Here is a 21,599-nt window from a genome sequence, read left to right on the forward strand (position 1 = left end):
GTGTTTGCATCGTTCCTGTAAGTAACGCACAATCAGCCTATTAAATCTACTAAAAGTGCGTTTTATACTGTGCGGTCGGTGGCTAGTCCGCTGCTGTTTTGTTAGCCCGCATCATCTCACCATAACTCAGGTTCAGCGTCATGGCTGTAAGGGTCCGGGCAATGCGTTTGGCTTTGGTTTCCGGGGTTTTAGCACTTTCGATCCACTTAAAATAATAGTTGCGATGGCTGGGCGGCAACCTGTTGAAAGTAGCCAGTGCGTCAGGTTCGTCTTCCAGGCAAAGCAACAGATCGTCAGACTGTGGCAGTGGGTCGGTGTCGAGGGCCAGTGTAGTACGCACAGATGCCCCGGCTTCTTTCCCGATGCCCCGCCGCATAGCCGCGTTGACAGGAATAATGAACGAGGCGTCTTCGTCCCCACCATGATCGCCCATGGGGATCAGGGCAACTAGCTTGATCGGAAAATCGTCCAGCGAGCCCTTCACCCGAAACGACACCTTCTGACCGGGATTTAACAAATCGGTTATAGCATTGGGTACATAAACATAGGTCCAGCCTGTTTTCTCGCCGTTTTGGCCCATCCGGCGCAGCATGGCGGTGAATGTAGTCATGGCGTAACAGATGTGGCTTCATACTGCCCCAGCGTGGCCTGGAGCGACTTTCTCATCTCATCAACCAGCGTTTGTGGCTGCAAAACAGTCAGATGTTCACCGTAAGAGCGAAGGTGCATGAGCAGGTCGCGGTTGGGTGCCAGACGAAGGCGTACCACGCAGGCTGCATCCGTGTCGCTGAGCACCTCCTGGGTCTGATGAATGGGCTTGGCTTTCACATACCGACCAAACAGCGGACTGAACGACAACACGATTTCTTCTACCGGCCCGCTGCTGTCGGTGATGCCATAAATGTGCTCAAATAACTCGCTGACGTTGTTTAACACCTCTTTGGGTACGTCGCAGGGGTCATCGAGCAAACTTAGGTCGCTCATGCGGTCCAGGGCAAAGGTGCGCTCTTTGTTGGTGCGCTCGTCATAGCCAATCACGTACCAGCTATCCCACACTTCGCGAAGCAAAATGGGGTGCAGCGTACGCAGCAACGGCACGGTATCCTGTGCGCCGGCGTCATGCTTGGTGTAGCGAAACATAATTTGCCGGTTCTGATTGATGGCCCGAATCAGCATGGGCACATACTGACGATTACCGCCCAGAATTTTCTCTTCTACATAGACCACGCGCCGGGCCAGTTCAGACGTACCCTCGCCGGGTTTCACCTCCCGAATGATGTCCAGGCTCTGGCGGACCTTCTGGAGAGCATTGCTCAGCTCGTCGGCCACAGATGCTCCCTGCGTGGCGGCCAGCACCTGCCGGGCGTAGTCCAGCGCCTCCATGTCGTCGGGGGTGAGCATGAGGCGCAGGAGCCGGAACTGCGGATTGGTGTAGTAATAACCGTCGCTGCGCTTGTCGTAGGCAATGGGTGCGTCGTGGTCTTCGCGAAGCCGCTGAATGTCTTTTTCCAGCGATGACAGCGACCGGATGCCACACTGATCGCGGCAAAGTTCGAATAGTCGTTGCTTGGAATACTGGCGCGGATAGCGGCTAATCGTCTCATCGATAAGGCGGTAGCGTTGAAAAGCAGAGCGGGTGATGGGCATAAGAGAGAAGGGAGGGGAGAAAGGAAACGCAGGAAATAAGCGAGGATTCAGGGCTAAAACACGGAGTTACACCGAGGACCACTGAGCTGCACAAAGCGTCTATCCAGCTACGAAAAAACCTTCGTGTAGCTCAGTGGTCCTCGGTGTAACTCCGTGTTTTAGCTCTAAACCTCCTCCAAAAATATTTGAAAAAAATAGAACACCGTAAAAAGATTACGTGCAGGGGAGTAAATCTTTGTATAGGACATTCACATAAGCAACTCATGATCACAACACAGCGTCCTCAGCAAACCACTTTATTCGGCCCTGGTACGGCCCCCTTCAGCCATCGGTCGGCCGTACGCCTTTCGAACCGCCAATTATTCAACATCGAGCTGGGTCTCTATTTGTTGACCGAACTCCAACCCACGGCCCCGCCCGGTAGCCTACCCACACTGCTAAACAGCGACCTGTCTGCCCGCAATACATGGACGGCTCGTCAACGGCGCTGCCTCGACCGGGGTCGCATGCTGCTTGGTGCCCTCTGCCAGTGCAGCCGCTGGACTGAATTACTGGACCGCTACGCCCGGTTAGCCTCACCATCGCAGGCCTTCGACATTAGCCACGACCGCAGCCAGTTCAACGCCAAAACGGTCGGTTTTTTCCGTAATCGTGCCTTTACGTTCCGCCAAATGCTGGCGTAACACCCCCTCCTCGCACAGCGAACAACAACAAACCATGAACTCGTCTTTTGTTTCATCTCTGTCCGTTGCCACGGTCCTGTCGCCTGCCCGATTTGGGTGGCAGGAGCCCCTGGCTACGCGCATACGGCATCAGCACCGATTAGCCGGACAGTCGGCTAATCGGTTGTTAAACATTGAGTTAGGTTTATTCCTGCTCACGGAACTGCTGCCAATGGCCCCACCCGAAGCCCTGCCCGATTTGCTGAATGGTCACGGTCCGGCCTACGATGGACGTCCTGTGTGGTCGCCCAAACAGCACCGTCTCCTAAGCCGGGCGCGGGCGTTGCTCCTCCCCTATCAGCATCGTTCGGTCTGGTTTAGTGCCCTCCAGAAATACGACGCCTGGCCCGCCGACGCCCGGCTCTTTGCCCTCGGCCAGAGCGGCGCGATCACCTATGTAGCCCCCAACCACATCCAACGCGAACGCCTGACCCTGTTCTGGCGGGCAGTCGTTTAGAATGTAGAAAAAAGAGCTGAAAAGTAAGAGACAAGAATTACGAAAAGGGGTTTCGGTCTCCTTAGCCTACAGCCGTCAAATCTCGTTTCCTGCTTTTTAGCTCTTGCCTCTCTCCTATGAAACCAAAAAAACTAAACAGGCAGGTGGTGCGCTCGGCGGCTACGATGCTGATGTTGATTGACGGAAATACTACCGCGTCAATCGTGAAAGACTACCTCCGTGACCGGGGTTACCGGGCGGGACAATCAGAAGTAGCGTGCTGGCTGCTGCGCATTGCCCAACGCGAAGGCTGGATTGTAAATGATAAGGGCACCTGCCGCGTGTACCAGTTCCCCGCGTTTATGAACAAATCTGTTTCAGGCGTATCAGCCCGCCCTACGATCTGGATGCCATTGAGGACGAGTTAAAACGGCTCCATAGTCTATACACCATTGATGCCATCGCCTGGAGCGATGGCATCAATGGTGTATAGACTATGCGAAATAATACAGCACCCCCACACTGATTGCCGTGAGCAAACCTGCCCAAAGCGAATCACTATTGAAGCCGAAACCTGCGCGAAGAACGGAAACAGGTTGAGGGTCTTCAACCGCACGTTTTGGCAATAGAAACAGGCCCAGCGTAGCCAGTGCGGCCCAGGGGGCGATCATTTTGGGCGAAAAATGACCCAGGAAAACCAAGCTCACGAAAACGGCCTGTACCAGCAGGAATAACCCCACCGCGCGGGCTAGTTGCGGCCCGTCGACCGAGACGCGGAGGCGCTCGAAACCCGTTATGTTTTGATTGGGGTAGGCCGTGCGGCTGAGCATAACCAGGGTTGAAAAACTGAGCACAAACGTCAGGAAAACGCGGTGCATGAAATTGAGTTTCAGGCCAAACAAATCAGAAACGGCTGGGATAGTAGCCAGGCCGTAGTTATAAATCAATTCCACCACGACGCCATACACGGGGGCCAGCGCCATGGCCCAAACAGCCGCCCGTGCTGAGGCACCGCGCCAGAGAATACCCACAAAAAAGGCTACCATAATACCGGGGGTGAAATAAGACAGTTGCGCCGACACTTTCAGCATAAAATTATTCGTCCGGTCGGGTGTATACGTCCACAGCGCAAGGCCGATGCTGGCGGCGACCATCACCACAATCATCTGCCGTCCAAACCGCACAATCTGCCGGTCATTGGCCTTTGGGTTCACGTATTTTTGGTACACATCTACTGTAAGCAGCGTTGTCGCCGCGTTCATCATCGAATCGACGGATGAGAACGTAGCGGCAACCAGCCCGGCCAGAATCATGCCTACCAAGCCTACATTACGTGGAATAACCGTTTCCACCAGCTTCAAGAAGGCGTTGTCTGAGTTGAAATCGAGACCCGGAAACCGTTTCTCGAACAAATAATAGGCCGCCACGCCCGCCGCAATGCTAAAGAAGGGAATGGTCAGTTTTAGGAATCCGCTGGCGATAATGCCCCGCCGTGCGTCCTGGTCGCTGCTGGCCGCCAGCACACGCTGCACCAGAAACTGATTGGTGGTGAAGTTGAAACAGTGCTGAAGCAGCAAGCCTGTAAAAACACCCGTCCACGGCAGGTTGGGGTGGTTGCTGGGTAGGTACAGGTGCATTTTCTGGATGGCACGGGGCTGGGCCGCATCCAGATTGAGCAGGCCAGTAAACCCGCCAATTTCAGGTTGGCCGAGGGTAAAATAAGCCACCGCAAAGCCCGCTGCCAGCATCATCACGGTCTGAATGGTGTCGGTAATGACAATGCTTTCCATGCCGCCCCAGATGGTGTAGGAGCAGGTAATCAGGCCAATCAGCAGCAGCCCCTGCCAGTAGCTAAGGGCGAAACTGGTGCCTCCCAGCAGCCATTGCAACGTGATGCTGCCCACGTAAAACGACCCTACCAGCTGCACTAAAATAATGAGAATCAGCAGGATCGTGTAGAGCAGCCGGGCGTGTTCGTTATAACGCACTTCCAGGTATTGCGAGAGGGTAAAAACCTCCAGCCGCCGGTAAGACGCCAGAAATACAAAGCAGAGCAGCAATATGGCCGGAAACACGATCTCATAATGTGCCTGCACAAAGCCGATGGAGTACCCAATGCCAAGCATTCCGATCAGGTGGAACGACGAAATATTCGTGCCAAACACCGACCCCGCCACCGTCCACCAGCGGATGTTGCGCCCGGCCAGAAAATAGTCGGCAGCGTTTTTTTTGCGCAGAGCCACGATAATACCCGCTGTGGGCATAATCAGCAGCATGACAAGTAGTACGACGAGGTCAATGAGAGAAAGTTGTGCCAGCATAGGCAGTAAAAATACGGCTTCGTCCAGCGAAAGCCACAGCCATCGTCAGGCCAAACAAGCAAAGGTCCATAACCGTGATGAGGCTAAAGCCCTGTAAGTAATTGTAGAGCGTTGAACCCGCCACGTCGCTGATGAGCAGGGCTACCAGCCCCGTCCCGATCATTAACGCCAGCCGGACGCGAAGCCAGCCAAGCTGGGTAAGACGAACAAACAGGATGGGCAGCATCAGTGCCAGCGTTACATGGTGACCTTCCCAGGCCACGCCTGCCACCAGGATCATGCTCAGCAACACCAGCACCCAGGTAGTGGGCCGGGGTTGGGCGGCCCTGCGATCTTGCCAAACCTGCCAGAACGTAAGGCTCACGACCAGCAGTTGCAGCGCGGTACTGATGCGACGAACTACCGCCACCGGCCAATCAGTGATGTGATAACGAACACCCATCACGTCGGGATGGGCGGTAAGCAGCTTAAACAGAGCCGAGGGAATACTGAAACTGATCCAGTCGGTGTAGACTTTGCCCGCGAGAAAAGGGGTAAGCGTAATCTGCCAGAAATCGGCGAAGTCCTGTAGGCCCTGACCAGGACCCCGTTCCAGCAAAATAACGCCAACAAACGCGGCACTGATAGCCAGTGATTTAGCCAAAACCGGACCCGGACGGCGAAAAAACAAAACACCTACCAGCAGCACGGGCATCACTTTCAGCCAGGTAGCGGCCATTAGCAGGACCAAAGCCCAGTTTTCGTATTTACGCAGGTAGAGCAGAATGCCGCCCAGACACAGCAGGCAAACCAACTCGTTGATGTTGACCCAGAGAATGTTGTGGTAGATGTATCGCCACGAGGCCAGGCCCGCAAACAGCATGGCCGCCCGCAGGGGTATGCGGGGAAAATAGTGCCGCAGGAGTTGGCGAACCAGCAACAGAATACCAATCCAGGATAGCCCGTTAAACACGGTAAACACGCCCACAGCCCACCGAAAAGGCAGCCACGCCAGTGCCTGAAAGACAAAGGGTGCAAACGGCGGATACAGAAACTCCTCCGCCCCACCAATTTGACTGTATAGTGCGTTGCCCTGCCAGAAATTAACCCCCGCCGACCAGAATATGTAAAAATCACCGTGGGTAGTTTCGGTCAACATTTCGCGAATGGCTAGCGCTGCAATCACGATTGTTATCAGTGCCGCCCAACCCCGCATGGCCCATGTCCAGTTCGGGCTAAGAAACGGACGAACAGACGGCGATAGCGGTAGTCGGAGCAGGGGCGTACCTGCGGCCGGTAGGGGCGGATGCGAAGACGTAGCCAAATCAGAATATTGCGTAGTTGAACAAGCAAGCAGACTTCGTGTGCGAAACCCTGCTTTGTCTGCATACGCTATAGACTGACTCAATGTTGCCAACGGTTGGAAACGTCAGCAATCATTTATAAACGATCTTAGTAAACGGCAATTTCCGGGCGGTTTCAATAGCCGTAATCCTTGATTGGCTTAATATCATAATAGGCCCGAATCTCCTCAACAGGGGGGACCTTAACGGGGCGCACAATACGAAAGCCACAAAAAGACGCCGAGGTCATCCACCAGTCTGATTTGGGGCTTTGGGGGTCAATTACCTTCCAGGCGGGGTTGGAGGGGGTACGGGCTGCCGAACGGAGAACAGCAGGTTCGTCGTCCCAGGATCCGCCGCGCACGCTGTTGGGATACAGCGTTTTGGTGGGGGCGTAAGGCTCCTTTACAGTACCGCTGGCTACGGCTGCATAGTAGGTTGGGATATACTGGTCCTGTGTCCACTCCATCACGTTGCCGTGCATGTCGTGCAGGCCCCAAGGGTTGGGTTTTTTTGTGCCGATTTTCTTATAGCCCCCGCCACTATTGTCCTTGTAGACAGCATACTGAGGCAATAATTTCAGATCACTACCAAATGAATAGGGTGTAGTGGTACCAGCCCGGCAGGCATATTCCCACTCCGCTTCGGTGGGGAGGCGATAGAAAAGGCCGGTCTTGTCATATAGCCAGGCGCAGAACTTGATGGCGGCATACTGCGTCATGTTGATAGCCGGGTAGCCCGACCGGCCCATACCAAACGACATGTCTACATAGGCCGGACTAGGGCGGGTAGTAGCGTCGGTTTTGGTCAGGTCGGCACCCTGTGGATAACGGGCAGCCATTTCCTTCTCAATATTTTTGGTCGTAAACAGATCGTAGATGTCCCAGGTTACTTCAAACTTGCCCATCCAGAAGGGTTCGATCACGATAGCATGCACAGGACCCTCGTCGGGTTTATGTCCTTTTTCGGTGGCTGGACTACCCATCTTGTAGGTCCCACCGGTTACAGCTACCATTGGATAAACCTGATTGCTACCCGAAATCACCTGCGTGTAGGAAGCAAAAGGGGTTGACTGGGCAGCACTCAGCAGGGGTAGAAGCAATAGAGCGTTGGTAAGAAAACGCCTGAAAAGTTGGTTCATAAGAAAGCAATATAAAAGCCGGTCTTTGGTAGAAATAGAAAGCACTCACCAACGGTGTATACCTACACCATTCGCTAAAAAGATTGTTTTTACTAATTATATTACAATTTATTAATAGAATAATTTTATAAGTTGTGTATCTTGCGCCCTCGTTCAAACCAGTATAGAGCCATGACAAAATGCGTATTCCTAGACCGAGACGGCGTTCTCAACGAAGACCGAACCGACTACGTGTATCGCGTTGAAGACTTCATCATCCCCGACGGTGTAATAGAAGGCCTTCGTCAGTTGAAGGAGGCTGGTTATCTGCTCATTGTGATTACCAACCAGGCGGGTATTGCCAAGGGTCTCTACACCCGCGAGGACGTAATGCGGTGTCATCAGTACCTTCAGGAGCAATGCGGCAACCTGATTGATGACATCTACTTTAGTCCTCACCACCCCGATTTCGACACGCGCTCGCTCACCCGTAAGCCTGATTCGCTGTTACTGGAAAAGGCTATTGCCAAATACAACATCGATGTCAAACGTTCATGGATGATTGGCGACGCCCCCCGCGATATGCACGCGGGTAAACGCGTTGGCGTAAAAACCGTGCAGGTGCGCCACACTAAATCCCAGCCCACTACCGGTGATTGGGAAGCGCACAATTTGCTGGAAGCGTCGGAACGAGTCATAAGCGTATAGTGGTAAGCTTAGCACCTACCACTATACGCTTATTGCTGTTCTGCTAACAGCTTATCAATCAGTGCGTTGAATTCACTAACGTAGCGGTCGTAATAAACGCCTGTACCGGGTCCGGAAAAGCCCGTATGGATGTGGCGCACCATGCCCTTTTTGTCCAGGAAAATAGTAGTTGGAAAGGCCGCCACCCGGTTTAGAGCGGGTAATGCCTTGGCGGCTTCAGCCTTGTCATTCGTTCCCGCCAGCAAAACGGGATATTGAATCTGGAAACGATCAACCATGCGCTGCAGTTTCGGTCCTGATTCGGCCAGAGAGGCCGTTTTTTCAAAAGCCAGGCCGGCTACTTCTACACCGCGTGCCTTATTGCGGGCGTACCACGGGGCCAGAAAACGGGTCTCATCCATGCAGTTGGGGCACCATGAACCCAAAATTTGTACTACGGTCACCTTGCCTTTGAACCGTGCATCGTTCAGTGAAACGGTTTTGCCCGTAGCGTCGGGAAAGGCAAACGTAAACGTCTGTCCGGGTTTCACAAGGGTCAGCTTGGCCGGGTCGGGGAGGGCCGCATTAGGGTTAAATTGAGCCGTCCACGTTTCGCGGTAGGTAGGGCCGGAATGAAACACACCCGTCAGGGTGCGGGCGGGAGAAGCACCTAGTTTGGCTTTGAACAAAAACGCGTGGCTACCATCGAAGCAGGAAAGCAGCAGACTGTCGCCCACCACATCGCCCGCGAGATACCGGTAGTCGCCGGTAGGGGTGAGGAAGGTGCCGGTAACGGTTTTGCCTTTTTGGTCAAAAACGCCCACCGCCAGGGTCGTATCGCCCGGTGTGCCGTCGGTGCGCTTTTCCCGAAACAGCGTTTGCCACTTGCCCGACACGTTGGCGGTAGGAGCGGGGCCATTCTCTTTAAACCGGAACGACTGTCCAAAACGCGCCGAAAACGGCACAATCTGGTACTGAGAGCCCGTCCGCCGTTTGCGCCAGACACCCGTAAGTTGATCACTGCCAACCTTGCCTACAAGTTCCGACTCAAACAGAGCCATAGGAATATGCAGGCTATCATTTTTAATATAGCCCTCGTCCATCGGCAGCCGCTCGGACCCGTTCAGCGCGAAGACCGTATAGCGGCCCGATTGCGCGGCAGGCTTGATGTCGAGGCCAAAGGGCAACTCGCCCCCGCTCGTTTGCAAAACCGCCCGCCACTGACCTGTTTTTACCGTTGGCGCGGTTTGGCACTGCCCCAGAAGAGGTATAAGAAGTAGAAAGCCGAAAAAAAAGGATTGTGATTTCATAGGTTGACATTGATTCGCGCAGGGACGCAACTCATCGTTTCGGCAACGCCAAAAACCACGCTGACCGTTCCAGACGCCACTACGTACAACGATCAAATGACGGGTAACTAGCATCTTTACAATACCTACGCTCTTCTCTATCAACACAATGTATAAAGCTGCATGGATTGTTGCTGCCCTTAGCCTACTGGTTGCACTAGGCATGGCGTTTACGGGTCACCTGGCCTCGGCCGGGCCACTCTTTATCCTTTTCTTCGCCGCCCTGGCGCTGGCGTTCCGCAGTCGCGAGGCGCTGAGGGGCTTCGCCTACACGATCATGATTTTTGCGGCGGTTACCACGGCCCTCTACTACCCCGCTTATTTTGTAGCTATAGGTGGCTTCAAATTCAGTAAGCTTATCACACCGCTGATTCAGCTGATTATGTTTGGCATGGGTACATCGATGAGCCTGGCCGATTTTGTGGGCGTGGTCAAAATGCCCAGGGGCGTAGTAATCGGCGTAGTGAGCCATTTCATTATCATGCCCCTGGTCGGCTTTGCCATTGCCAGCGTGAGCGGATTCCCTCCCGAAATTGCCGCCGGGATCATTCTCATTGGCTGTTCGCCCAACGGCATGGCCTCCAACGTGATCTCCTATCTGGCCAAGGCAAATCTGGCCCTGTCGATTACCATTACGGCCTTTTCAACCATGCTGGCTCCGTTTGTAACGCCCATGCTAATGAAATTTTATGCCGGTGCTCTCGTCGACATCAACGTGCTGGACATGACCTGGGACATTAGCCGGATGGTGATCCTGCCCATTGGAGCAGGGCTCCTGTTCAACAGATTCCTGAGTGGCAAGGCCAAATGGCTCGACGAAGCCATGCCCTATGTGTCGATGTTCGGTATTGGCTTCATCATTGTCATCATCACCGCCGCCGGCCGCGACAGCCTGCTCACGATTGGCCCGGCCTTGATCGGACTGGTATTACTGCACAACCTGTCGGGTTATTTCCTGGGCTACTGGTCGGGGCGGTTGTTTCGTATGAGTGAGCGCGACTGCCGGACCATTGCCATTGAAGTGGGCATGCAAAATGGTGGGCTGGCGTCGGGTATTGCCAAGGGGATGGGCAAGATCGCGACGGTGGGCCTGGCACCGGCGGTTTTTGGCCCTCTGATGAACGTTACCGGGTCTATCCTGGCCTCGTGGTGGCACCGTCGCCCAACCGAAGATGAAGCCATACACCGTGTTGAAGTGGACAATGCCAGGGTTTAAACCAACGCCTTACCGTTATGAAAATCAGCCTTATAGCTTTTCTACTGCTACCTGTTTTAACGGTGGCGCCCCCTGCTAAAAAGCCCGTCGCGAGCAAGCAGAAGAATATTATTTTCATTCTGAGCGATGACCACCGCTACGACGCGATGGGGTTCATGAATAAGTTTGCCGGGTTGCAAACGCCTAATCTCGACCGGCTGGCCCGCAACGGAGCACACGTGCAAAATGCCTTCGTGTCAACGGCCCTGTGTTCGCCCAGCCGGGCCAGTATTTTGTCGGGCCAATATGCCCATACGCATAAGGTGGTCGACAATTTTGCGCCGCTGCCGAAGAACCTCAAATTCTTTCCCCAGTACCTGCAGGAGGCGGGGTATCAAACCGCTTTCCTGGGTAAATGGCACATGGGCAACACCGGCGATGACCCACAGCCGGGCTTTAACTACTGGCTGAGTTTCAAAGGGCAGGGCGTCTACGTTAACCCGACATTCAATATCAACGGCAAGCAGGTAAGCTACACCGATAGCAGTCACATTACCGATTTGCTAACCGACTATGCGATCAAGTGGCTCGACGGGCGCGAAGGTGGGCGCGACACCAGGAAGCCATTTATGATGTACCTGTCGCACAAGGCCGTTCATGCCAATTTTATTCCGGCCAAACGCCACCAGGGCAGGTATGCCAACATGCCAATCAATTATCCGCCAACCATGTACCTAACCGCTACCGATTCGAGCAAGGTGTTTGGCCCCAGCGCGGATTCGCCCAAACGGACCGAACCGGCAGACCAGCCCAAGCTGAAGGTGAACAGGGCGGGGATTCCCAATTGGGTGAAAAACCAGCGCTACAGCTGGCATGGCGTAGATTACATGTATCACGGCGACATCCAGTTCAATGATTTTTACCACCAGTACGCCGAAACACTGCTGGGCGTAGACGACAGCGTGGGCCGGGTGCTCAAGTGGCTGGAAGACAACGGACAGCTTGACAACACGCTGGTTGTATACATGGGCGACAACGGGTTCAGCTTCGGTGAACACGGCCTGATCGACAAGCGGCACATGTATGAAGAGTCGATGCGGGTGCCTATGCTGGTACATTGCCCCGGTACGGTGAAGGCAGGCACGAAAATCACGCAGGTGATCCAGAATATAGACGTAGCACCCACGCTGATGGCCTACGCGGGGTTGAGCAAGCCCGCTCAGATGCAGGGTAACTCGTTTTTGCCCATCCTGGCCGGGCAGCCAATTGCCTGGAAGGACCGGGCCTTTTATGAGTACTACTGGGAAATTGACTTTCCGCAGACGCCCACCATGTTTGGCGTGCGCAACGACCAGTATAAATACATTTTCAACTACGGCGTTTGGGACACCAACGAGCTCTATGACCTGAAGGCTGACCCTAACGAAGCCAACAACCTCATCAAGAGCCCACAACACCAGGAAATAGCCAGAACGCTACGTGATCAGGTGTTCGACTGGCTCGAAGGCACGGGCGGGATGCAGATTCCGCTTAACCGTGTACGACAGAAGCGATTTGACCACATCAACAAAGGAGGCTATTGAGTGGCTGTTTGAAGCCGTGCCTAGCATCAGGCTGAAAAACAAAGTAGGCAGCAAGCGGTTTCTTTACCACAACTCAACGCAATAAACGAATGAATAACCAACCACAACCGCGCTTTCCGTGGCTGTTACTGGCCCGCGGTACTTTCTATATTCTGCTGGGCGCTGCCATGTTTGTCTACGCCAATACGTTCGCTCCCGGTACCGGTCGTGTGCTGGGCGTGATTACCCTGCTGGCGGGCAGCGCGGGCCTAAGCTACGGACTGCTTAACCGTCAGCAAGATTCCAACAACATCTGGAGCATCCTGCACGGCCTGTCTGACATTGCCTTTGGCATCACGTTTATGGTTGTAGCCAGCAATGGGCTCAAGAGTTTTCTCGACATGCTTGGTTTCTGGGCTGTTATGTATGCCTTTCTGCAATCGGTGCAGGCCATGTACGTTGCCCTCATGTCGGGTGGCTCATCGCTGGTGACCAAGGCTATCCACTTTCTCAACGTAGCCCTGGCCGGTTACCTGGCTTTTGATATTTTGCTCCGCCCCAACGGTCTGATTGATTCGATGGGTCTTATGGGTTTCTTCCCAATTGGACTGGGCATACTCGTTATTGTGCTGGCGCGGCGGTCTGCGCAGAAGCCGGTATCGGTAGCCCGTTGAGCACATTCCCCCCGTCGTCCATAGTACCCTGAGCCACCGCCTGTTTGATCTGCTGACTAAGTGGGGTGTATTCTATCTCGCAAGGGTAGCCAAACAGGCAGTTGTCTTTAATCTGCTTCACCACCGGTGCGGGTACCATGCTTTCCCAGCCGTCTTCGCCCGCCTGAATCATTTCCAGCACGCGGTCAGTTGAAATGTGCAGGTTTTGCTCGTTATAGTCGGTGATGTCTTCCAGCTTGTCATTGCGAATCAGATACTGAAACAGGGGTTCCAGCGTGGGTGGCAGTTCGAGCTGATCGCAGGTATGAATATGCCCATTGCGAAGCGTGGGGTAAATAAACAGCTTCACCTTGCGGCTAAACAGAGCCGCAAAGGATTCCAGAATACCACCCGCCAGGTAGTGATAATGGGCCTCGTCGAAGATGTATTCCAGGTTGGGAATACCCATGATGAGGCCAATTTTCAGGCGGGTTAGCCGCGAGAGGTACGCCACCAGCCGGTAATACTCGTGGTAATTGGAAATCATTACCGTCTGTCCCAGCCCGCACAGAATATCGACCCGGTCCAGAAAGTCTTTCTCATCGATACCCTGTTCATTGGCTTTCAGGTTGTGCAAGGTCAGTTCCGAGAGCAACAGCACACGGTTCGGGTCAACGTCGGGCTCTTCGCGAAACTGCTTTAGCCCGTTATCAATCATGTCGAGCTGCACATTAGTGACAGGGCGCAGACGTCCCCGCATAACCACGATGTTTTTCTTATAAAGGGCCTCCTGAGGCTGTAGAACGCGCCCGTCGGGACCGAAAAGGGCCGCATCGGTAAAACCGTTTTTAACTAGGTACAGACTCATCAGCCGGTTGTCGACGCCCTCAAACGCAGGGCCCTCACAACGCAGGGTGTCAATCTGAATTCGCTCCGGCGAAAGGTCGTCCATGAGCGACAGTACCAGCGTTTCGGGTGATTTGGCATAATAGAAACAGCCGTAGATCAGGTTCACGCCAATGACGCCCAGTGTTTGTTGCTGCAGGACGTTCTCGTTGTCCAGCAACCGTACGTGAATGACCACGTCGTTGGGCGGGCTGAGAGGTTCACTCTGAAACCGACATCCCAGCCAGCCGTGGCCCTCATTGGTTTTCTGGTAATTGAGCGCAACAACCGTATTGGCAAAGGCAAAGAAGGTAGTATCGGCCCCACGCTTCTCAGATAGGCGTTTTTCGAGCAGGCTGTACTCCTTGTTCAGCATTTTCATCAGCCGGGACTCGACCACGTAGCGGCCACTTTCTTCGGTGCCGTAGATGGCGTCGCTAAAGGTCATGTCATAGGCCGACATGGTTTTGGCTACCGTGCCCGACGACCCGCCAGCTTTGAAAAAAACGGCGGCGGTTTCCTGCCCTGCCCCGATTTCGGCAAACGACCCGTAAATCCGACGGTCGAGGTTGAGCCGCAGGGCTTTCTGTTTAGTGCCTATATTTTTCTCGTACATGTGTTGATGGAAGTTCCCTACCAAAGTTACAACGTATGGGTAAAGAATGCAGTTACACTGGCCCGAAACGCGGTTGCCAGTTAGCAAACCCTAACCTTCAAACCATAAAAATCAGGCCATTCTCTCCGTTCTCTAAACGTAAAACCTCATGCTTCTTGTTTCTTGACTCTCTGCTCTTACCGTTCACTTGCTGCCTTGTACTCTATAAACAAAACCGCCGCCTATTTGTACATTAGGCAGTGACTTCGCTTTCCGAAAAACGATCCCTTTCATGCAACCCGAACTGATTTTGACGCGCCCGGCGCGGCATTTTTTACCCGAAACATATACCCTTACAACCTGGGATGAAGTGCGGCCCTTTTACGACGACCTCCTTAACCGACCCATCAATAGTGCCGATGACCTTCGGCGGTGGTTCGCAAACCGCAGCGAACTGGAATCGTATTTATCGGAAAATTTTGCCTGGCGCTACATCCGCATGACCTGCGACACGGCTGATGCAAAGCTGACGGAGCAACTCAATTTTTTCATTGAACACATCCAGCCTCAGATGAGTGAACTGGGTGATGAACTAGACAAAAAAGCGCTTCAGAGTCCGTTTTTGGCCGAATTGACGGCTCCCGAATACGCTGTCATGGTTCGTGGTATGCGGCAGGCAAATGCCATTTTCCGGCCCGAAAACATCCCGCTTCAGACCGAATTGCAGACCGAAGAGCGGCAATACGCCGCTACGGTAGGTGCCATGACGGTGATGATAGACACCGACGGCATGCGTGAAGAAGTGACCCTGCAAAAGGCCTCGGACCGGCTCCAGTCGACCAACCGGGCTGTGCGGGAAGAGGCCTGGTTTCTGATCCAAAATCGCCGTTTTGCTGACCATGAAACCCTCGACGCGCTCTTTACCCGGCTGGTGACACTACGGCATCAGGTAGCCCTAAACGCCGGCTTCGCCAATTACCGTGACTACGCCTTTGCTGCTCTCGGCCGGTTCGATTACACCCCCGCCGACTGTTTCACCTTCCATGCTGCCGTGGCCGAAACCGTGGTGCCGCTGATGAACCGACAAATGGCCGACCGACAACGAAAATTGGTCCAGAACGACCCGTCTATTGCGACGTTGCGCCCCTGGGATCACAAAGTTGACCCCGACGGGCAACCGCCATTGGTACCGTTTAAAACGGGCAAGGAACTGATCGAAAAGACAATACATTGCTTCGACCGGCTCGATACCAGCGGTGAACTGGGTGGCTACCTGCGCGTGATGCGTCGCATGGGCCACCTCGACCTGGAGTCGCGGAAGGGCAAGGCACCGGGGGGCTATAACTATCCGCTGGAGGAGATCGGCGTGCCGTTTATTTTTATGAACGCCACCTCCAGCCTGCGCGATCTGGTTACGATTGTGCATGAAGGGGGCCATGCCGTGCATTCCTTCCTGACGCGCGAACTGCCCCTGAAAGATTTCCGTAATCCGCCCATGGAAGTGGCCGAACTGGCATCGATGGCTATGGAATTGCTTTCTATGGACCACTGGGACGTTTTTTTTGAGGCCAACGAACACCGGACTCCCGAACAGGCCGCTGACGAACTACGCCGCGCCAAACAGCAACACCTCGAATCCATCATTGTGATGCTCCCGTGGGTAGCCACCGTCGACAAGTTTCAGCATTGGGTATATGAGCACCCGCGCCACACCCTTGCCGAACGCCGCGCCAACTGGGTTCGCATTTTTGACGAGTTCAGCGATACCGTAACGGACTGGAGCGGGCTGGACCATTTGAAGGAATACGTTTGGCAAAAGCAGTTGCACCTGTATGAAGTGCCGTTCTACTACATTGAATACGGCATTGCCCAATTAGGCGCTATTGGCGTGTGGCGCAACTACCGCGAAAACCCCGAAATGGGCCTTCAGGGCTACAAAGATGCGCTCAAGCTAGGCTACAAAGCGCCCATCCGCGATATCTACGCCGCCGCCCGTGTCCCATTCGATTTCTCGAAAGAATACATCGGCACGCTAATGACATTTGTGCAGGAGGAGATTGATAGGTTGGCATAGGGGCGTGTTGGCTTCGCGTGCGGCTCACCTCACCCCCGGCCCCTCTCCTTAAACATGGAGAGGGGAGCCTTACCGAAATGTAGCTGTTTGTAAGGCTGGTCTTCCAAGATATAGCTTCCCAACTCGTCTCCCCTCTCCTTAAACAAGGAGAGGGGCTGGGGGTGAGGTGAGCCGCACGCGAAGCCAACCAACAGAAAACTCACTCTTCCCAAACCGACCGCCAATAATACCGGCCAAACAACCACGCCGAAACCCCCAGCGTTGCCCCACCAATGAGCCAGACCGGCACCCGGAACATCACAAGCAGGAAGTAGACGATCAGCAATATATAGAGGTACGTCATGGTCTCTCTTATCGGGCGGTGCGCGCGCAGGAGCAGTCCATGTTGCAGGCAAAGCAGGCTGATGGCAAAAATCCAGACGCTTAACACGGCCCAAACCGGTTGGTCGACAGGCCATTCGCGCAGCATCAGCAGAAATTCGGGGAGGAGCAACAGCGCAAACTGACCAATGTATCTAAACCAGCGTTGCCGTGTCGAGATGGGCATGTTACGGTACAGCGACAGGTATTGGTGCTCAAACTGGTACTGTGCGTAGATGATGGAGGCATGGGTGAGGCCGACGATCAGTGCGGCTAGTCCCAGCAGGCGCACGTCGTAGTCAGGGGTACGGAGGAAGTTGATATGAGCATGGTCAGTAGCATACAGCCGGAATAGGGCGACCCATGCCAGGCAGGTGCCAAATTTGGTGCTTGCTGCCAGAAACGGTTGTTGCTGAAGCAGATAGCGTACAAAAAATAAGCTGTAGGGTGTAGTGAATTTCCGCCGAAGTGCACTGCCCCACCCCGCCAGCCAACCCACCGGATTTGGATGCCGCAATATATACTCGTAGGCAGGTAAAGGACTGACTAACAATAAAATAACGGCGAAAAAAATTGTGTATATAGCCCAGAATTGCCCTTCGTTGATTGCCGTTTTCACCACGAAAAGAGCGTAGCCTATTATCGGTAAAGCCAACGCTGCCTGCATCTGCACGAGCCCCCACCATCGTTTCGGGGCCGGAAACAGCCGGAGGTGTTGCAGCAGGTCGTATGTCCGAAAAACGCCGCAGGCATACCGCACTGCAAAGGCCGTATAGACTGCCCAGATGCCAACGTAGCCCAGCAGCATCACGCCCGAATGCACTGCGTAGGTGGCTAGGGCAATGTGCTCCTGTGCCCGCATGAAACTTCCAGCCATCACCGCCACCAACGTCAGCAATCCCGCATTGGCCCGGTAGTAGTGTATGATGACGGTTTTGGAGAGTATGGTTCTCATGCAGAAAGTGAACTCAGCCTACCCCCCCAAATCTCCCATACCGAATCAATAGGCAACTGCGCCGTTTCCATCGCCTGGTGAGACGACAACAGAAAGCTAACGCTTTGTCTATGAGTCGATTCGATGAGGCGCGCTACAGTTTGGGTGGCAGTTACATCAAGCGTAACGAGGGGCTCATCCAGCAAAATCAGGTCGGGCTTACCCAAAAACGCGACAATCAGCGATGTCTTCTTCAGCATCCCGCTCGAATACGTACTTACGGGCGTATGCATATACGAGGCAATGTCGAAAGTGGCAATAAGCTCATCGGCCTGACGGGCGGGAGCTTGTTTGGCATCGGCTACCCAGCGTATAATTTCATGGGCCGTTAGCAAGGGCGGAAACGTGGGTTCGGCCTCAGCGTAGTTGATTCGCAGCCGATAGGCCACCGCATCGCGCCGACTGTCGAGGCCGTTCAGCTGACTGGTTCCTTCGTGGGGTAGCAAACCCGCAATAGAGCGAAAGAGTGTGGTTTTCCCCGCGCCGTTTGGTCCTTTCAGCCAGTGAATTCCCGGCGGCAACTGCCAGTCTGGAATGGTTAGAATAGGCCGGTCGCCGTATGATTTCTGGAAACTGTGGAGGGTTAGCAACGCTTTATAGACCGCTGATTCGTATGGTTTTTATGATTTAAACGGATGTTCTCATAAAAGTCTGCATCCGTTTAAATCATAAAAATCATACGAATCAGCGGTCTATAAAAACCGTCCATCACTTTTCCACAATCCACACCCGCATCTGTGGAAAGCGGCGTTGTAATCGCTTTCTGTGAAACGGCTTGGCCACGCTAAACGCCTTCGTCAGCGCATCGGCGTAGGTGCCGGTGGGAGCCAGCACCGTGACCTGCACAAAATGCCGCAACCCCAGACCCGACCGTGGGTTCATAATGTGCGAGTATCGCTGCCCATTGATGTCGAGGTGCCGTTCCAGATCGCCGGAGGTGGTGATGGCGGCATTCTTAAGCCAGACAGCCGCCGTGTCTTTGTATGAAGTAACCTGGCTCTGCGCCCTACCAGAAGTCATACCGATCCGCCAGCCAGAGGCTTGATTCGGTGGTGAATCTCCCGCCAGAATGTCGCCGCCGAGGTCGAGCAGGAAGCTGCGGATACCCCGCTCGTGCAAAACCTTCTGCGCTTCGTCGATAGCGTAACCCTGCCCAATACCGCCCAAATCGAGCCGCATACCGGGTTTTTTTAGCAAAACAGCCTGAGTTGTGGAATCGAACTGTACATACTGCCACGACACTGCCCGCCGTGCCCTGCGCCGTTCGCGAGCCACTGGAAATTGCCGTTGCCGCACCGCCCGACGCCAGAGCTGCGCCAGCGGGCCAATGGTGGGGTCATAGCGGCCACCTGTTTGTCGGGCAATGGTAATGGCCTTCGCCAGTACATCAAACAGTGTCGGCGAGACGTGTACCCAGCGGTTTTGTCCCCCTGTTTCCGACAGCCGGTTGATCTCTGAGCCATCCAGGTAATCACTCATGGTCTGATTGAGCGTGTCCATCCGGGCCGAGACGGCGGCATAGGCGCGTTGGGCGGCTATCGAATCATCAGCGTAGAGAATTACGGTAAACTGGGTACCCATTAGCCCCCGCCGGAACGTATAGCGGCTTAGCGAATCAGCAGACAGTCGGCATGATTCGTGTGGCCTGAAAGCCGGCGAGTTGGCTTTTGCAGAAAGAAGCACAAATAGCCACAGAGCCACAGAACACCATTTTTTCAAAAAACCGCCCCGCAAAGAATCAAAGCCCCCCCGATTTCGTTGTCTATCGTGCGAGTGGGCTGAACCTGATTGACACCACAGTTTAACCCGTTTTAGCGACCTATCTTGACTAACCACAACTCAATTTCTATGCGCTTTTAGCGAGGATGAAGACGTATTACGACCTTATTGACCAGACGTTTGAGTTTCCAACCCTGGAGTTCAACGTCGAGAACAACAACCTGTTGTTCAATAACGTCCCGCTAATGGACATCGTCCGGCAGTATGGCACCCCTCTCAAACTAACGTACCTGCCCAAAATTTCGGAGCACATCGTTCAGGCCAAGTCGCTGTTTAAGAACGCGATGAAGCGCTACAATTACAAAGGCAACTACACCTACTGCTACTGTACGAAGTCGTCGCACTTCCGGTTTGTGCTGGAAGAAGCCCTCAAGAATAACATCCACCTCGAAACGTCGTCGGCATTTGATATTCCCATTATCCGGGAATTGTACCGCACAGGCAAGGTGAGCAAGAGCACGTATCTGATCTGTAATGGCTACAAACGGCCGCTCTACACCCAGTATATCAGCGAGTTGATCAACGAGGGGTTCAACGTGGTTCCGGTGCTGGATAACCTCAAAGAAATTGAGGCCTACGAAGACCAGGTAACTGCCGACACCGTAAACCTTGGCATTCGGATTGCTACGGACGAAGAGCCGAATTTTGCCTTCTATACCTCCCGTCTGGGTATTCGCTACAGCGACATAAATGAGTTGTACCGGAGCAAAATTCAGCACAGCAGCAAGTTCAAGCTGAAAATGCTGCACTTTTTCATTAACACCGGCATCAAAGACAGCGCCTACTACTGGAGTGAGCTGAGCCGGTTTATGTACAAATACTGCGAACTGCAAAAGATCTGCCCCGACCTTGACAGCATCGATATTGGTGGCGGATTGCCTATTCAGACGTCGTTCCAGTTTTCGTATGATTACCAAGCCATGATTGACCAGATCGTGGAGTCGATTCAGTGGATCTGCAACAAGAGCAATGTGCCCGTGCCGCATATCTTCACCGAGTTCGGCTCGTATACGGTAGGGGAAAGTGGAGCCGTTATATACAAAGTGATTGACCAGAAGCTTCAGAACGACAAGGAGTTATGGTACATGATCGACGGTTCGTTCATTACGCAATTGCCCGATTCGTGGGGGCTGGGGCAGAAATACATCATGCTGTCGGTAAACAACTGGGACAATCCATACCAGAAAGTAAACCTCGGCGGCCTCACCTGCGACTCGCACGATTTTTATAATACCGAAGTACATTCAGCCGACCTGTACCTGCCTATTTTTGATCAGGAAGCTGAAGATCAGTACGTTGGCCTGTTCCACACGGGTGCTTATCAGGAATCACTGGGTGGGTATGGTGGCATTCAGCACTGCCTTATTCCGGCCCCGCAGCACGTGATTGTGGATAAGGACGAAGAAGGTAATTTGCGGACGCGGTTGTTTGCCCCCGAGCAGCACAGCGAAACGATGCTGAAGATCTTGGGTTATAACCCCGCCGATGGTCCGCAGCCTACCGAACTGGGCGCTGCCCAAGCCGCGGGTGAGGCCGAAGGAACAGAGGAGTCAGTATTACAGCCTGAAAGCGAGTTAGTTAAAGAAGAGATATAAGCTTACAACAACATGAAAAAACTCACGATTCTGGCTGGTGCGGCCCTGTTGCTCACCCTTGGTTCTTGTTCACGCAAGAGCATATGTCCCGCCTATGGCTCGGTTAAGCAGGCAAAACCAGCCGTGACCAGGGTAGCTTAATACCCGTCATGGTTTAGGCTGGTAAGTCCCGGAAGGGCATTTGATGACTAGTGGATCTACCTCATGATCCAGCTATTCATCAAATGCCCTTTTTTAGCGTAAACCTCAGACAGAGACGACTTGCCCACGCTGCAAATCAGTATGCATGCATACTATTTCTGA

General features: G+C 53.8%; 20 protein-coding genes. 10 read left to right on the forward strand and 10 right to left on the reverse strand.

Annotation, left to right across the window (positions count from 1 at the left end; genetic code table 11):
* Positions 1 to 82 precede the first annotated feature (82 nt).
* Together J2I47_RS24605 and J2I47_RS24610 are read right to left on the reverse strand one after the other, a co-directional pair.
* The gene (locus tag J2I47_RS24605; protein WP_207367282.1) at positions 83 to 610 is read right to left on the reverse strand and encodes a YdeI/OmpD-associated family protein; all 528 of its coding nucleotides are present in this window, start codon (positions 608 to 610) and stop codon (positions 83 to 85) included.
* On the reverse strand, positions 607 to 1,647 hold the full coding sequence (locus J2I47_RS24610; RefSeq protein ID WP_207367283.1) for a helix-turn-helix transcriptional regulator: 1,041 nt from the start codon (positions 1,645 to 1,647) through the stop codon (positions 607 to 609). Before J2I47_RS24610 ends, J2I47_RS24605 begins: the two co-directional genes overlap by 4 nt.
* Before the next feature lie 263 nt (positions 1,648 to 1,910).
* Here J2I47_RS24610 and J2I47_RS24615 point away from each other — a divergent pair, with 263 nt between their 5' ends.
* From J2I47_RS24615 to J2I47_RS24625, 3 genes are all read left to right on the forward strand, one after another.
* The gene (locus J2I47_RS24615; RefSeq protein ID WP_207367284.1) at positions 1,911 to 2,330 is read left to right on the forward strand and encodes a pPIWI_RE_Z domain-containing protein; all 420 of its coding nucleotides are present in this window, start codon (positions 1,911 to 1,913) and stop codon (positions 2,328 to 2,330) included.
* Positions 2,331 to 2,364: 34 nt separating this feature from the next.
* Entirely contained in the window at positions 2,365 to 2,826 is a 462-nt protein-coding gene (locus J2I47_RS24620) for a pPIWI_RE_Z domain-containing protein (protein WP_207367285.1), read from the forward strand.
* A 116-nt stretch (positions 2,827 to 2,942) separates the two neighbouring features.
* On the forward strand, positions 2,943 to 3,233 hold the full coding sequence (locus J2I47_RS24625; protein ID WP_207367286.1) for a hypothetical protein: 291 nt from the start codon (positions 2,943 to 2,945) through the stop codon (positions 3,231 to 3,233).
* Positions 3,234 to 3,299: 66 nt separating this feature from the next.
* Here the strand turns inward: J2I47_RS24625 and J2I47_RS24630 are convergent, their stop codons facing one another.
* The 3 genes from J2I47_RS24630 to J2I47_RS24640 all read right to left on the reverse strand — a co-directional run bounded on the left by J2I47_RS24630 (position 3,300) and on the right by J2I47_RS24640 (position 7,589).
* Positions 3,300 to 5,126 carry an SLC5 family protein gene (locus J2I47_RS24630; RefSeq protein WP_207367287.1) on the reverse strand — a complete coding sequence of 609 codons (1,827 nt, stop codon included), beginning with the start codon at positions 5,124 to 5,126 and terminating at the stop codon, positions 3,300 to 3,302.
* The gene (locus J2I47_RS24635) at positions 5,101 to 6,429 is read right to left on the reverse strand and encodes a glycosyltransferase family 87 protein (RefSeq protein WP_207367288.1); all 1,329 of its coding nucleotides are present in this window, start codon (positions 6,427 to 6,429) and stop codon (positions 5,101 to 5,103) included. The genes J2I47_RS24630 and J2I47_RS24635 overlap by 26 nt, the downstream gene beginning before the upstream one ends.
* Before the next feature lie 155 nt (positions 6,430 to 6,584).
* Positions 6,585 to 7,589 carry a formylglycine-generating enzyme family protein gene (locus J2I47_RS24640; RefSeq protein WP_207367289.1) on the reverse strand — a complete coding sequence of 335 codons (1,005 nt, stop codon included), beginning with the start codon at positions 7,587 to 7,589 and terminating at the stop codon, positions 6,585 to 6,587.
* Between the two features lie 171 nt (positions 7,590 to 7,760).
* On the opposite strand from J2I47_RS24640, the gene J2I47_RS24645 reads away from it, so the two are divergent.
* Positions 7,761 to 8,276 (forward strand): D-glycero-alpha-D-manno-heptose-1,7-bisphosphate 7-phosphatase, encoded by a 516-nt coding sequence (locus tag J2I47_RS24645; RefSeq protein WP_207367290.1) that lies wholly within the window; start codon positions 7,761 to 7,763, stop codon positions 8,274 to 8,276.
* 29 nt (positions 8,277 to 8,305) lie between these two features.
* Here J2I47_RS24645 and J2I47_RS24650 read toward each other — a convergent pair whose 3' ends face one another.
* On the reverse strand, positions 8,306 to 9,565 hold the full coding sequence (locus J2I47_RS24650; protein ID WP_207367291.1) for a peroxiredoxin family protein: 1,260 nt from the start codon (positions 9,563 to 9,565) through the stop codon (positions 8,306 to 8,308).
* Positions 9,566 to 9,713: 148 nt separating this feature from the next.
* Here J2I47_RS24650 and J2I47_RS24655 point away from each other — a divergent pair, with 148 nt between their 5' ends.
* The 3 genes from J2I47_RS24655 (at position 9,714) to J2I47_RS24665 (ending at position 13,035) form a co-directional block, all read left to right on the forward strand.
* Positions 9,714 to 10,820 (forward strand): bile acid:sodium symporter family protein, encoded by a 1,107-nt coding sequence (locus J2I47_RS24655; protein WP_207367292.1) that lies wholly within the window; start codon positions 9,714 to 9,716, stop codon positions 10,818 to 10,820.
* A gap of 17 nt (positions 10,821 to 10,837) precedes the next feature.
* Positions 10,838 to 12,382 carry a sulfatase family protein gene (locus J2I47_RS24660; protein ID WP_207367293.1) on the forward strand — a complete coding sequence of 515 codons (1,545 nt, stop codon included), beginning with the start codon at positions 10,838 to 10,840 and terminating at the stop codon, positions 12,380 to 12,382.
* 89 nt (positions 12,383 to 12,471) lie between these two features.
* Positions 12,472 to 13,035, forward strand: a complete 564-nt coding sequence (locus J2I47_RS24665) for a DUF308 domain-containing protein (protein WP_207367294.1) — start codon at positions 12,472 to 12,474, stop codon at positions 13,033 to 13,035.
* Here J2I47_RS24665 and J2I47_RS24670 read toward each other — a convergent pair.
* The gene (locus J2I47_RS24670) at positions 12,983 to 14,515 is read right to left on the reverse strand and encodes a TonB-dependent receptor (RefSeq protein ID WP_229374927.1); all 1,533 of its coding nucleotides are present in this window, start codon (positions 14,513 to 14,515) and stop codon (positions 12,983 to 12,985) included. The genes J2I47_RS24665 and J2I47_RS24670 overlap by 53 nt on opposite strands.
* Positions 14,516 to 14,786: 271 nt before the next feature.
* Between J2I47_RS24670 and J2I47_RS24675 the strand changes: the two genes are divergently transcribed.
* Positions 14,787 to 16,568, forward strand: a complete 1,782-nt coding sequence (locus tag J2I47_RS24675) for a M3 family oligoendopeptidase (protein WP_207367295.1) — start codon at positions 14,787 to 14,789, stop codon at positions 16,566 to 16,568.
* A 199-nt stretch (positions 16,569 to 16,767) separates the two neighbouring features.
* On the opposite strand, the gene J2I47_RS24680 is transcribed toward J2I47_RS24675, so the two are convergent.
* The 3 genes from J2I47_RS24680 to J2I47_RS24690 all read right to left on the reverse strand — a co-directional run bounded on the left by J2I47_RS24680 (position 16,768) and on the right by J2I47_RS24690 (position 19,623).
* Positions 16,768 to 17,883, reverse strand: a complete 1,116-nt coding sequence (locus J2I47_RS24680) for a hypothetical protein (protein WP_207367296.1) — start codon at positions 17,881 to 17,883, stop codon at positions 16,768 to 16,770.
* Positions 17,880 to 18,512, reverse strand: a complete 633-nt coding sequence (locus tag J2I47_RS24685; protein ID WP_207367297.1) for an ABC transporter ATP-binding protein — start codon at positions 18,510 to 18,512, stop codon at positions 17,880 to 17,882. Before J2I47_RS24685 ends, J2I47_RS24680 begins: the two co-directional genes overlap by 4 nt.
* A gap of 118 nt (positions 18,513 to 18,630) precedes the next feature.
* The gene (locus J2I47_RS24690) at positions 18,631 to 19,623 is read right to left on the reverse strand and encodes an FAD:protein FMN transferase (RefSeq protein ID WP_310587743.1); all 993 of its coding nucleotides are present in this window, start codon (positions 19,621 to 19,623) and stop codon (positions 18,631 to 18,633) included.
* Positions 19,624 to 19,787: 164 nt separating this feature from the next.
* On the opposite strand from J2I47_RS24690, the gene J2I47_RS24695 reads away from it, so the two are divergent.
* Complete coding sequence (locus J2I47_RS24695) at positions 19,788 to 21,296, forward strand: type III PLP-dependent enzyme domain-containing protein (protein WP_207367298.1); 1,509 nt, start codon at positions 19,788 to 19,790, stop codon at positions 21,294 to 21,296.
* 12 nt (positions 21,297 to 21,308) lie between these two features.
* On the forward strand, positions 21,309 to 21,437 hold the full coding sequence (locus J2I47_RS26825; RefSeq protein WP_262899047.1) for a hypothetical protein: 129 nt from the start codon (positions 21,309 to 21,311) through the stop codon (positions 21,435 to 21,437).
* The last annotated feature ends 162 nt before the right edge of the window (positions 21,438 to 21,599 follow it).

Origin of the sequence: Fibrella rubiginis, assembly GCF_017353185.1 — a bacterium.
In the GTDB taxonomy this organism is placed as follows: Bacteria; Bacteroidota; Bacteroidia; order Cytophagales; family Spirosomataceae; genus Fibrella; species Fibrella rubiginis.